Below are 12800 nucleotides of genomic sequence, written 5' to 3'. Positions count from 1 at the left end.
CCAAGGGGCGCCCCGCAGTGGCCCGGCAAAGCCGGCTCCACGGGGGTGGCTGGATGAGGCGCTTCGCTGCGCTCGCTTGGAGCTGAGCCATGGCGGGTGACAGCAAGAAACTCCAGCCGATCATCATCAAGCGCATCAAGAAGGGTGGGCATGCTGCCCATGGCGGTGCGTGGAAGATCGCGTACGCCGACTTCGTGACGGCGATGATGGCGTTCTTCCTGCTCATGTGGCTGCTCGGCTCCACGACCGAGGGCGACAAGAAGGGCATTGCCGACTACTTCAACGCGCCGCTTCGGGTGGCGCTGCTGTCGGGCGGCAGCGGCTCGGGCGATTCGTCGCACGTGATCCGCGGCGGCGGCACCGACCTCACGCGCTCGGGCGGCCAGGTCAAGCGCGGCGACATCGACACCACCCGCTCCACCATCAACCTCGCCGCGATGCGCGCCGAGCAGCGCGCCGGCGAGACCGGCAAGCTGGAGCAGGTGAAGTCGCACATCGAGAAGATGCTGGCCGAGGCCGAACGCTTCGGCAACGTGAAGAACCAGGTCAAGCTCGACATGACGGCCGACGGCCTGCGCATCCAGATCATCGACGAGCAAAGCCGGCCGATGTTCGACAGCGGCAGCGCCGTCGTGAAGCCCTACATGCGCGAGCTGCTGCGCGACATCGGCTCGGTGCTTGCCGAGGTGCCCAACCGGCTCACGCTCGAAGGTCACACCGACGCGCAGCCCTTCGCGGCCGACCGCGACGGCCTGGGCTATGGCAACTGGGAGCTGTCGTCCGACCGCGCCAATGCCTCGCGCCGCGAACTCACCGCTGGCGGCCTGCCGACCGACCGGGTGCTGCGCGTGCAGGGGCTTGCCTCCAGCGTGCCGTTCGACAAGAACGACCCGCTCAGCCCGAGCAATCGGCGCATCAGCATCATCGTGATGAACCGCGACGCAGAAGACCGCTTCTTCAACAAGCCGCCGCCAGCAGAAGAATCCGCGACGACCGCTCCAGCTGTGCCCAAAGTCGCAACTGAAGCTGCGGTCGCCCCCTCAATAACCAATCCGAACGCCCGATAACAGCGGCAGTAGCACTGAGAGGTCCCGCCATGAGCAACCCTGACATGAAGTTCCTGATCGTCGACGACTTCTCGACCATGCGCCGCATCGTGCGCGGGTTGCTGAAGGAGCTCGGCTACAACAACGCCGAAGAGGCCGAAGACGGCGTCGCTGCGCTGAACCTGCTGAAGAACACCAAGTTCGACTTCGTGGTGAGCGACATCAACATGCCCAACATGAACGGCTTCGAGCTGCTGGCGGCCATCAAGGCCGAGGCGAGCCTCAAGCACATTCCGGTGCTGATGGTGACCGCCGAAGCCCGCAAGGAAGACATCGTGCGCGCCGCCCAGGATGGCGCCGCCGGCTACATCGTCAAACCTTTCACCAAGGCCACCTTGGAAGAGAAGGTCCAGAAGATCATGCAAAAACTGGCCACTGCGGCCTGAGGAGGGGGGACCCCATGAAGATGGAAAACCTGGCCGTACTGTCGCCACCAACCGCCCCCGCGGGCGCTTCGCCCGAGGTGTTTCACCAGCTCGGCATGATCACCCGCCAGCTGCACGACACGCTGCACCAGCTGGGCGTGATGCCCAAGCTGCAACATGCCGCCAACGACCTGCCCGATGCGCGCAGCCGCCTGAACTACATCGCCGAGAAGACCGGCAGCGCCGCCAACAAGGTGCTGAACTCGGTCGACCAGGCGAAGGTGGAGCACAACGCCATCGCCGCCGAGACTCGCCGCATCGCCGCCGCGATCGTGGCCGACCCGGTGAAGGCGGTGGCTTCAGGCTCGGTGATGAACTTCGTGGGCGACGTCGAAGCGGCCACCGCGCGCATCGATCAGCACCTGACCGACATCATGATGGCGCAGGACTTCCACGACCTCACCGGCCAGGTGGTGGCCAAGGTGGTGTCGCTCGCGTCTGATCTCGAGGACAGCCTGGTGAAGCTGCTGGTGCAGGCCGCGCCGCCCGAGCAGGCGCAGAAGGTCATCGAGCATGCCAAGGAGCTGAATGGGCCGGTGGTGAACCCGGAGGGGCGCACGGACGTGGTCAAGAACCAGGGTGAGGTGGACGACCTGCTCGCCAGTCTTGGGTTCTGAGGGTTCGTCTCTTCTTGCGGAAGGCGGCCCTTTTGGGTCGCCTTTTTTGTTTGTTCGGGTTTTTCACTGCGTGGCGGGTTGCCGGGTCTCGCCCCGGCGGGCGAGTCACTTTCATTTGTCGCGCCAAATGAAAGTAACCAAAGCAAAGGCGCTTTTCATTTGGCCGCGGCGTATGGCTACAGGCCTCGGCCGATGTGGCACCTGTGTGCATCGGACCTCCGCACACATGCTGGACCACCGAGCCACTCGGCTCGCTGCGCATCGCCTCTTCCGTCGCCAAGCGACCAAGCACGAGGCGAAGCGAGTCGAGAGTGTGATGCCCGCGAAGCGGGCGGCGGTATCCCGGGGCCATTGAGAGCCGTCGAGCAGCGCAGGGCTTGGGGTGGCGTGCGCCAGCACGCTTCGTGAACTGACTTCGCGCAGCTGTCTGAGCGCAGCGGCCGCAGGCCGCGTAGCGAGTTCTGCGCGACACCCCAAGCACGAGCAGCGCAGAGAAGTCCGCCCTAGGCGGACCGGCGAACGGGGTCGCCTTTTCTTTGGTTACTTTCTTTTGGCGAAGCAAAAGAAAGTGACTCGCCCGCCGGGGCGAAACCCCGGCAACGCAGCCTCACGCCGTGAACAACCTACTCCCCCCCACAAGCCCATTCCGAATCGCATAAACCGTCATCTCCGAGTTGTTGGACAAGCCCAGCTTCTCCAACACCCGAGCCCGATACACAGACACTGTCTTCGGCGACAGCGTCAACTCTTCGGCGATATCAGAAAGCCTCTTCCCAGAAGCAATCATCACCAGCGTCTGAAGCTCCCGATCCGACAGCTTCTCGTGCGCCGCCTCGGCGCCCGGTGTCGTGAGCGACTCCACCAGCATCTGTGCGATCTCGGGCGTGACGTACTTGCGCCCCTGCCCCACCGTGCGCACCGCCTGCACGATGACCGCCGGGTCGCCGCCCTTGTTGACGTAGCCGTACGCCCCGGCCCGCAGCGCCCGGATCGCGTACTGGTCTTCCGGGTACATCGAGACCACCAGCACCCGCATCGTGGTGCCCTCGTCCTTCAGCACATGCAGCACGTCGAGCCCACTGCGCCCGGGCAGGTTGATGTCGAGCACCAGCACGTCGGCCTCGCCCGTGGTGCGCATCAGGCTGCGCAGCTCGCCGTAGTCGCCGGCCTCGCCGATCACCTGGATGTCGGGGGCATCGGACAAGGTGTCGCGGATGCCGCGGCGGATGAGCGCGTGGTCGTCGCAGAGCAGGACTTTGATCATGGAGTGGCTGCCGGGTCAGACAACAACAACGAGGGATCGGTCGATCATAGAGCGCCCCACACCGTGGGGTCATAGGGTCCGGAGGATTCCTTGAAGTCTCCCGGCTCGGTGATTTCGAGGTCCATGTTGTCGGTGTCGGGCTCCAGCGGCACCGAGAGGATGAGGGTGGTGCCACCCGGCCCGCTGGACAGGTCGACCCAGCCGCCCACCGTGCCCGCACGCTCGTGCAGGCCGCGGATGCCAAACGAGCGCGCCTTGGCGAGGTCGTCCTGGTTGAGGCCACGGCCGTTGTCGCTCACCTCCAGCGACAGCACCCCGCCGGCCAGCGAGAGGTCGATGTGCACCTGCGAGGCCTGGGCGTGCTTCGACACGTTGGTCAACGCCTCCTGGGCCGTGCGGTAAGCCACGAGCGGCACCCCCGGCGGCAGCGTGAGGTGCTCGTGGCGGCTGCGGAATTCGCAGGTGATGCCGGTGCGCTTCTCGAAGCGGCTGGCCATCCACTGCAGCGCGGCGATCAGGCCCTGCTCCAGGATGGCGGGTCGCAGGTTGTGCATCACCCGCTGGCTGGCCTCGATGGCGTGGCTCACGGTTTCGAGGGCGGAATTCACACGCGCCAGCACCTCGGGCGAGTCGCTGTGGCGGGCAATCCAGGCGAGGTCGAACTTGAGCGCGGTGAGCGAGCCCCCTACGTCGTCGTGGATCTCTCGGGCAATCGCTGCGCGCTCCAATTCCACGCTGGTCTGCAGGTGCTGCGCCAGCTCGTGCACCCGCTGCTTCGATTCGCCCAGTTCGCGGTCGGCGCGCTGGCGCGCCAGCTGCAGCTCGTGGGTCTCGACCGCGTGCAAAAGTGCCGGCGCGAGACGGGTCAGGTTGTTCTTGAGCAGGTAGTCGGACGCGCCGTTGCGCATGGCCTCGACCGCGGTGTCTTCGCCGATCTCGCCCGAGACCAGCACGAACGGGATCATCTTGCCGCTCGCCTTGAGCAGGTCGAGCGCGACCAGGCCCGAGAAGCCCGGCAGGTTGTAGTCGGAGACGACCACGTCCCACGTGGGCTCGACATCGAGGGCCTGCAGGAAGGCGGCTTCCGAGTCGACCCGCATGGTCTCGGCCAGCAGGCCGTCGCGGCGCAGGTGGGCCACCATGAGCTGGTGGTCCAGCTCGGAGTCTTCCAGGTGAAGCAGCCGCAGCCGCTTTTCTTGCGGGGCGAAAGGAGACATGCGGCCAGTATGCCAACAAGGTCGCAACAAGGTCACAAAACGTGGCCGAAGTCCTGAATTGGCGGGACTTCCGGCCCGTGATCGCCCTTATGTCTGCCGGCCAGCTGCCGAAGAATGCTTCCAGATAACCCTCGCCCGTGCGTGGCAACCGGCCGCGCACCCCAAACGACAACCGAGCGGAGACCTCTGCTGATGGAAGACGCGAACGACGCTCAAGCCCTGCCCGATGAAGGGGGCGGCATGCCATTGATGGCAGCCGCCGACCTGCAGGACCACTTGATGACCGCGAGCAATGACCTCGACCGGCTGCAGACGCTGCTGGCCGACGCCTGCGACACCCTGATGCAGCGTTTCCACGGCGCGTCCGAGCACATCCGCACCTTGCGCTCCCACCCCCACGGGATGGAAGAAAGCGAAGCCGTGTTCGACGACGTGATGCAGAACCTGGGCGGTGCCGTCACGGCCCTGCAGTTCCAGGACATGGCCTCGCAGCTCATCAACCACACGCACAAGCGCCTGCGCAGCTGCGTCGACCGCCTGGCGCGCGAAGCCTTCGCCGACGACGAAGACGGCATGGCCGCGGTCGAAGAAGTGCCTCTGCGCCCCAACCCCGTGACACAGGCCGAGATGGACGTTGGTTCCATAGAGCTGTTCTAAAGACTCCCCCCATTCAACCGAAATCCATCGAGTTCCCCCGGAGAAAGCCATGCAATCAATCCTCGCGGTCGACGATTCCGCCTCCATGCGCCAGATGGTCTCGTTCACGCTCAAGAGCGCCGGCTACAACGTCGTCGAGGCGGTGGATGGGCAGGACGCGTTCGAGAAGTCCAACGCCCGTGACTTCGACCTCGTGCTGACCGACCAGAACATGCCCCGCATGGACGGCATCAGCCTGACCAAGAAGCTGCGCGACAACCCGAAGTTCAAGGCCACGCCGATCCTGATCCTCACCACCGAGTCGAGCGACCAGATGAAGCAGGCCGGCCGCGCCGCCGGGGCCACCGGCTGGCTGGTCAAGCCCTTCGATCCGGCCAAGCTGATCGAAGTGATCAAGAAGGTCGTGAAGTAAGCGGCCTCCGCTCCTTCCCAAGACCCCTCCACGCACGACAACACGACACCAGGAGCACGACATGGGTGAGATGTCTTCCGAAGGCGCAAACCTGAGCGCCGGCATCGACCTGAGCCAGTTCTACCAAGTCTTCTTCGAAGAAGCGGGCGAGAACCTCGACCGCATGGAGCAGCTGCTGCTCGACTTCGACGTCGAAGCCGCGGACGACGAGGAGATGAACGCCATCTTCCGTTGCGCGCATTCGATCAAGGGTGGCGCCGCCACCTTCGGCTTCAAGGACGTGGCTGAGCTGACGCACCAGATGGAGACGCTGCTCGACAAGCTGCGCCGCCACGAACTCGAGCCCACCCCCGCAATGGTCGACGTGCTGCTGCAGTCGGGCGACGCGCTGCGCGCCCAGCTGGGTCGCCACCAGAACGGCGGCGAAGGCAACGAACTCGACACCACCGAGCTGCTGTTCAACATCCGCGCGATGTCGGCCGGCGAAGCGCCAATGGTCGCGGCACCCGCTGTGGCGGCCGCACCCGCGCCGGTCGCCGCACCGGCCCCTGCAGCGGCCGTGGAAAGCACAGCCGCCCCGGCCGCGGTCAAGGAAGGCGCCCGCATGCTGGAGCTGCGCGTGGGCCCGATGGACAAGCCCGAGCAGGCGAACAACATCCTCGACCTGTTCAAGGAGATCACCGACCTCGGCACCATCGAGCCGCTCGACAACGGCATGGCCGCCGACGGCGTGCGCCGCTTCAAGGTCTGCACGACGAGCAGCGACTCCGACCTGCTGGACCTCTTCACCTTCCACGTGGCCCGCGAGCAGGTGCAGATCCTGCCGCTCGGCCCGGGCTTTGGCTTCCACGCCGGCGCGCCGGGTGCCCCGGAGGAAGAGAAGGCCGATGTCGGCTACGGCTTCTTCGACGACGCCCCGGGCGCCCCGGGTGCCGCCGCATCGTCGGCCTCCACCGCCGTGACCACCACCCCCGCCACGACCGATGCGGCTCCGGCCGCCAAGGCCAGCACCAAGCCGGCCGCCAAGAGCGACAAGCCCACCGCCGCCGTCGAAGCCTCGACGTTGCGCGTGTCGGTGGAAAAGGTCGACCAGCTGATCAACCTGGTCGGCGAACTCGTGATCACCCAGGCCATGCTGGCCCAGAACACGCAGGGCCTCGACCCGGCGGTCTACCAGCAGCTGGCCGCCGGCCTCGCCGACCTCGATCGCAACACGCGCGATCTGCAGGAATCGGTGATGTCGATCCGCATGATTCCGATGTCGGTGGTGTTCAGCCGCTTCCCGCGCATGCTGCGCGACCTGGCCGCCAAGCTCGGCAAGAAGGTCGACTTCGTGACGCAGGGCGAGGCCACCGAACTCGACAAGGGCCTGGTGGAAAAGATCACCGACCCGCTGACCCACCTGGTGCGCAACTCCTGCGACCACGGCATCGAGTCGCCGCAGGAGCGCCTGGCCAAGGGCAAGCCCGAGACCGGCACCATCACGCTGGCGGCCTCTCACCAGGGCGGCAGCATCGTCATCGAAGTGCGCGACGACGGCCGCGGCCTGTCGCGCGAGAAGCTGCTCCGGAAGGCCCGCGAGCGCGGCATCCACGCGCCCGACAGCATGACCGACCAGGAAGTGTGGGGACTCATCTTCGCCCCCGGCTTCTCGACTGCCGATGTGGTGACCGACGTGTCGGGCCGCGGTGTCGGCATGGACGTGGTCAAGAAGAACATCACGGCCCTGGGCGGCTCGGTCGAGATCGACTCCGCCGAAGGCTACGGCATGCGCGTCTCGGTGCGCCTGCCCCTCACGCTGGCCATCATGGACGGCATGTCGGTCGGTGTGGGTGAAGAGGTCTACATCCTCCCGCTCAGCTCGGTCGTCGAGTCGTTCCAGGTGCAGCCCGACATGGTCAAGACCATCGGCGGCAGCGGCCGCGTGGTGAGCGTGCGCGACGAGTACATGCCGGTGCTGGAGCTGGAGCACGTGTTCAGCGTGCCGCGCTTCGACTTCGAGCATGTGAGCGGAATCATGGTGGTGGTCGAGGCCGAAGGAGGCCGCATCGCCCTGCTGGTGGACGAACTGCTCGGCCAGCAGCAGGTGGTGGTGAAGAACCTGGAAGCCAACTACCGCAAGGTCAACGATGTGTCGGGCGCCACCATCATGGGTGACGGCCGCGTGGCGCTGATCCTGGACACCGGCAGCCTGGTGCGCCGCAGCCGCCACTGAGCCCCAAGGCCGGGCACCACGACCTGCCTGGCCCGCCCTGACTACCTTTCCCCGGTCGACTTCGAGAAGGAACTTCGATGAACCTCAACCACCTCATCCGAAGCTTCACCATCCGCACCCGCATGCTCGGGGCGGTCTTCGTGGTCGCAGCCTCGTTGCTGCTCGTCGGGGCCGTCGGCTTCGGCGGCCAGACCTACAGCAACTCGGTCAGCATGTCGTTCTTCAGCGTCGAGTTCTCGGCGCTGCAGCGCATCGGCGCCCTGCGCACCTCGATGCACCAGCTGCGCCTGCACGAGAAGGACATGCTCATCCAGTACGAGTCGCCCGACAAATTCGGGAAGGCACGCGACGCCTGGATGAAGACCTTCGAGGAAGTCGACGCCCTCGGCGAGACGCTCGCCGAAGCCCTGCCCGACCCGGCGCAGGCCGAGCAGGCCAAGAAGGCCATGGCGCAGCTGGCCACCTTCAAGACGCGGTTCCAGCCGGTGATGAAGCAGCTGGAAGCGCAGTCGTTCGACACCGGCCGCGCCGCGCTGGTGGTGATCGCCCGCACCAGCGCCGACTTCAATGCCGCGCAGGCCACGGTCGATGCGCTCGCGCAGGAGATCAACGCCTCGGCCACCGTCGGCCAGGAGCGCCTGCAACGCTCGGGCCGCATGGTGACATTCCTGCTGCTCGGCACGATCGGCGTGTTGCTGGTGATGATCCTGCCACTCACGCTGGCCAACATGCACTCGATCTGCAAGCCGCTCGACCAGGCCGAGGCGCTCGCCAAGGCCATCGCCCAGGGTGACCTCACCGACCACCACGTCGACACCCACGGCAAAGACGAAGCGGCCCGCCTGCTGCAGGCCCTCTCGGGCATGCAGCGATCGCTGCGCGACACGATCCGCCAGGTGCGCACCTCCACCGACAGCATCAACACCGCCTCGGCCGAGATCGCCTCGGGCAACAGCGACCTGTCGTCGCGCACCGAGCAGGCTGCCAGCAACCTGCAGCAGACCGCCAGCTCGATGGAGCAGTTGACGGGCACCGTCAAGCAAAGCGCCGACTCGGCCCGCCAGGCCAACCAGTTCGCCGCCTCGGCCGCCGAAGTGGCGCAGCGCGGCGGCAGTGTGGTGGCCCAGGTCGTCTCGACCATGGACGAGATCAACGCCAGCTCCAAGAAGATCAGCGACATCATCGGCGTGATCGACGGCATCGCCTTCCAGACCAACATCCTGGCACTCAACGCCGCGGTGGAAGCCGCGCGTGCCGGCGAGCAGGGCCGCGGCTTCGCGGTGGTGGCAAGCGAAGTGCGCTCGCTCGCCCAGCGCAGCGCCGAAGCAGCACGCGAGATCAAGGGCCTGATCGGAACCTCGGTCGACAAGGTTGAAGCGGGCTCACGCCTGGTCGCCGACGCCGGCGCCACCATGACCGAGATCGTGGGCTCGGTGCAGCGCGTGACCGACATCATCGGCGAGATCACCGCTGCCTCCAGCGAACAGAGCGACGGCATCGGCCAGGTCAATTCGGCCGTCGCCCAGCTCGACCAGATGACGCAACAAAACGCCGCACTCGTAGAACAAAGCGCCGCCGCCGCCGACAGCCTGCAGCAGCAGGCGGGCAACCTCAGCAAAGTGGTCGGCACCTTCCGCCTCGAAGCCACAAGCTGAACTCTCTCACCTCACCCACACCATGCAGCAGCTCAACAACTTCAAGATCGGCACGCGCCTGGGCCTCGGCTTCGGCGCAGTGCTGGCATTGCTTCTCCTCTCGGTGGGCATTGCCTACCTGCAGATGCAGAGCACCGAATCCGCGATGAACAAAGCCGCGGAAAAAATGCGCCGCGCCGACCTGGTCGACGACTGGCAACGCAAGACGCAGCTCAACCTCACGCGCACCATCGCCATCGCCAAGGCGGCTGGACAACCGGACGTGGCGGCGTATTTCGACCCGCTGATGAAAGAGACCTCGCAGGAGATCTCGAAGGTCCAGAAAGAGCTTGAAGCCAGCCTCGACGACACAGAAAGCAGCGCGCTGATGGTGAAGATCGGGCAGGCGCGCGAGCACTACATCGGGCTGCGCACGCAGATGTACGAGCACCTGAAGGCCGCCGACGTGTTCGCGGCCGAGGGGCTGCTGAAAGACAAGCTGCTGCCCGCGTCGGACGCCTACATCGCCGCCATCGGCAACCTGCAGAAACACGAGCGCGCAAAGGCCGAAGCCGAGGAAGCCGACCTGCGCGGCACACTCTCGATGGCGCGCATCACCCTGCTGGCGCTGGCGCTGGCGAGCCTGTGCGTGGGTGGCGGCATGGCCTGGGTGATCACCCGCTCGGTGGTGGGGCCGCTGCAAGAAGCGGTGGGCACCGCCCGCGTGATCGCCGCCAACGACCTGTCGCAAAGCCTGCACGCCACTCGCCGCGACGAGACTCGGCGACCTGCTGCGTGCGCTCTCCGACATGCAGACCTCGCTGCGCCAGGTGATCGGCCAGGTGCGCAGCTCCACCGACAGCATCTCCACCGCGTCGACCGAGATCGCCCACGGCAACCAGGACCTCTCTTCGCGCACCGAGCAGACGGCGAGCAACCTGCAGGAAACCGCCTCCTCGATGGAGCAGCTCACCGCCACCGTGCGCCAGAGCGCCGACTCGGCGCGCCAGGCCAACCAGCTCGCCGCCTCGGCCGCCGAAGTGGCACAGCGCGGCGGCTCGGTGGTGTCGCAGGTGGTCTCGACGATGGACGAGATCAACGCGAGTTCCAAGAAGATCGCCGACATCATCAGCGTGATCGACGGCATCGCCTTCCAGACCAACATCCTCGCCTTGAACGCCGCGGTGGAAGCCGCCCGTGCCGGCGAGCAGGGCCGCGGCTTCGCGGTGGTGGCGAGCGAAGTGCGCTCGCTGGCCGGCCGTTCGGCCGAGGCCGCCAAAGAGATCAAGAGCCTGATCGGCGCGAGCGTCGACAAGGTGGAGACCGGCTCGCGCCTGGTCGCCGAAGCCGGCACCACCATGACCGAGATCGTGGGCTCGGTGCAGCGCGTGAGCGACATCATCGGCGAGATCACCGCCGCTTCGTCCGAGCAGAGCGACGGCATCGGCCAGGTCAACACCGCCGTGACGCAGCTCGACCAGATGACGCAGCAGAACGCCGCCCTCGTCGAGGAGAGCGCTGCTGCCGCCGAGAGCCTGAAAGACCAGGCTGCCCGCCTGGCCGAGGTGGTGTCGACCTTCCGACTCGCAAAAGCCTGAAGGCAGCACCCTCGACGCGCCAGATCTCATTCACGCTAGACCTCATTCACCGCAAAAAACCAGGGAAGGTTTCAGATGAATCTCAGCAAGTTGACGATCACCTCTCGGCTTCTGGCCGCTTTCGGCGTGCTGGTGGCCATCGTGCTGCTGGTGTCGGGCATCGCGCTGCGCGCGCTCGGCAACTCGAATGACAACTTCAGCGCCTACGTGGGCGACACCGGCGCCCGCATCTCCGTGGCCGCCTCGGTGCGCCGCGCGATGTTCGAGCGCACCATCGCCTCGCGCAACCTCGTGCTCTCGTCCACCCCCGCCATCCACGAAGCCGAGAAGAAGGCCGTGATCGCCGCCCACGAGAACGTGGCCAAGCGCATCCAGAAGCTCAAGGGCATGGTGGCCGACCCGGCCGTCCACGAAGACGAGCGCAAGCAGGTGGCCCAGATCGAAGCCATCGAGGCGCGCTACGCCAAGGTGTCCGAGCAGATCGTGCAGCTCGCGCTCGACAACAAGCGCGACGAATCCATCGCCATGATGAACAACGACTGCCGCCCGCTGCTGGCCGAGCTGTCGAAGACCATCGGCGCCTACAGCGACTACCTGCGCAAGCTCGGCGAGCAAGAAGTCGAGGTGATGAAGACCGACTACGCCTTCAACCGCAACTCGCTCTTGATCGCCTGCGCGGTCGCCGTCGCCCTGGCCATCGCCATGGCGCTCATGATCACCCGCAACCTGCGCCGTGCCCTCGGTGCGGAGCCCGCCCAGCTGGGCGAGGTGGCCCGCCGCGTGGCGGTGGGCGACCTGGCCCGCGCCCCGGAGGCGCGCAACGCTCCGGCCGGCAGCGTGATGGCCTCGCTCGGCGAGATGCAGGCCAGGCTCGCGCAGGTGGTGAGCCAGGTGCGCAGCGCGTCCGACTCGATCGCCACCGGCTCGGCACAGATCGCCAGCGGCAATGCCGACCTGTCGCACCGCACCGAGCAGCAGTCGTCGAACCTGCAGCAGACCGCGTCGTCGATGGAAGAGATGAACGCGACCGTGAAGAACAACGCCGACACCGCGCGCCAGGCCAACCAGCTGGCCACCTCGGCCAGCTCGGCCGCCGCGCGCGGCGGCGAGGTGGTGGGCCAGGTGGTGTCGACCATGCACGAGATCACCGCCAGCTCGCGCAAGATCGCCGACATCATCGGCGTGATCGACGGCATCGCCTTCCAGACCAACATCCTCGCGTTGAACGCTGCGGTGGAGGCGGCGCGTGCCGGTGAGCAGGGCCGGGGCTTCGCGGTCGTGGCCGGCGAAGTGCGCTCGCTCGCGCAGCGCAGCGCCGAAGCGGCGCGTGAGATCAAGTCGCTGATCGGCGCGAGCGTCGACCGCGTCGAGGCCGGTTCGCGCCTCGTCGGCGAAGCCGGCGAGACGATGAACGACATCGTGAGCCAGGTGAAGCGCGTCTCCGACCTGATCGGCGAGATCAGCTCGGCCACCAGCGAGCAGACCACCGGCATCGGCCAGGTCAGCGAAGCGGTGACGAGCCTCGATCAGATGACCCAGCAGAACGCCGCACTCGTGGAGCAAAGCGCCGCCGCCGCCGAAAGCCTGAAGCAGCAGGCCGGAAGCCTGAGCCAGGTGGTCGCCACCTTCAAGCTCGACACGACGGCTTGAGGCGC

At 66.6% G+C, this 12800-nt stretch carries 10 protein-coding genes and 1 pseudogene; 9 read left to right on the top strand and 2 right to left on the bottom strand.

Annotated features, from left to right (window positions below):
• Positions 1–89: 89 nt before the first annotated feature.
• From motB to LRS03_RS25295, 3 genes are read left to right on the top strand one after another with little or no spacing between them, the layout of a single operon-like run.
• Entirely contained in the window at positions 90–1067 is a 978-nt protein-coding gene (gene motB, locus LRS03_RS25305; RefSeq protein ID WP_257829023.1) for a flagellar motor protein MotB, read from the top strand.
• A gap of 29 nt (positions 1068–1096) precedes the next feature.
• Positions 1097–1492 carry a chemotaxis response regulator CheY gene (gene cheY, locus LRS03_RS25300; RefSeq protein WP_257829021.1) on the top strand — a complete coding sequence of 132 codons (396 nt, stop codon included), beginning with the start codon at positions 1097–1099 and terminating at the stop codon, positions 1490–1492.
• Positions 1493–1506: 14 nt separating this feature from the next.
• Positions 1507–2148, top strand: a complete 642-nt coding sequence (locus tag LRS03_RS25295) for a protein phosphatase CheZ (protein ID WP_257829020.1) — start codon at positions 1507–1509, stop codon at positions 2146–2148.
• A gap of 607 nt (positions 2149–2755) precedes the next feature.
• Here the strand turns inward: LRS03_RS25295 and LRS03_RS25290 are convergent.
• Positions 2756–3412, bottom strand: a complete 657-nt coding sequence (locus tag LRS03_RS25290; RefSeq protein WP_257829018.1) for a response regulator — start codon at positions 3410–3412, stop codon at positions 2756–2758.
• 44 nt (positions 3413–3456) lie between these two features.
• Positions 3457–4629: a hybrid sensor histidine kinase/response regulator gene (locus tag LRS03_RS25285; RefSeq protein ID WP_257829017.1), complete on the bottom strand. Its 1173-nt coding sequence runs from the start codon at positions 4627–4629 to the stop codon at positions 3457–3459.
• Between the two features lie 192 nt (positions 4630–4821).
• On the opposite strand from LRS03_RS25285, the gene LRS03_RS25280 reads away from it, so the two are divergent.
• From LRS03_RS25280 to LRS03_RS26655, 6 genes and pseudogenes are all read left to right on the top strand, one after another.
• Positions 4822–5286: a hypothetical protein gene (locus LRS03_RS25280; protein ID WP_257829015.1), complete on the top strand. Its 465-nt coding sequence runs from the start codon at positions 4822–4824 to the stop codon at positions 5284–5286.
• A 49-nt stretch (positions 5287–5335) separates the two neighbouring features.
• Positions 5336–5698: a response regulator gene (locus tag LRS03_RS25275; protein ID WP_201805361.1), complete on the top strand. Its 363-nt coding sequence runs from the start codon at positions 5336–5338 to the stop codon at positions 5696–5698.
• Between the two features lie 61 nt (positions 5699–5759).
• Entirely contained in the window at positions 5760–7913 is a 2154-nt protein-coding gene (locus LRS03_RS25270; protein WP_257829012.1) for a chemotaxis protein CheA, read from the top strand.
• Between the two features lie 77 nt (positions 7914–7990).
• Positions 7991–9568 carry a methyl-accepting chemotaxis protein gene (locus tag LRS03_RS26660; protein WP_308296469.1) on the top strand — a complete coding sequence of 526 codons (1578 nt, stop codon included), beginning with the start codon at positions 7991–7993 and terminating at the stop codon, positions 9566–9568.
• A gap of 22 nt (positions 9569–9590) precedes the next feature.
• A pseudogene (locus LRS03_RS25255) lies at positions 9591–11145 on the top strand (methyl-accepting chemotaxis protein).
• 75 nt (positions 11146–11220) lie between these two features.
• Positions 11221–12795 carry a methyl-accepting chemotaxis protein gene (locus tag LRS03_RS26655; RefSeq protein ID WP_308296468.1) on the top strand — a complete coding sequence of 525 codons (1575 nt, stop codon included), beginning with the start codon at positions 11221–11223 and terminating at the stop codon, positions 12793–12795.
• The last annotated feature ends 5 nt before the right edge of the window (positions 12796–12800 follow it).

It is taken from the genome of Rhizobacter sp. J219 (assembly GCF_024700055.1).
GTDB lineage: Bacteria > Pseudomonadota > Gammaproteobacteria > Burkholderiales > Burkholderiaceae_C > Rhizobacter.
Note: the sequence above shows the minus strand (reverse complement) of the source record. Positions and strands in the feature narration are given on the sequence as shown.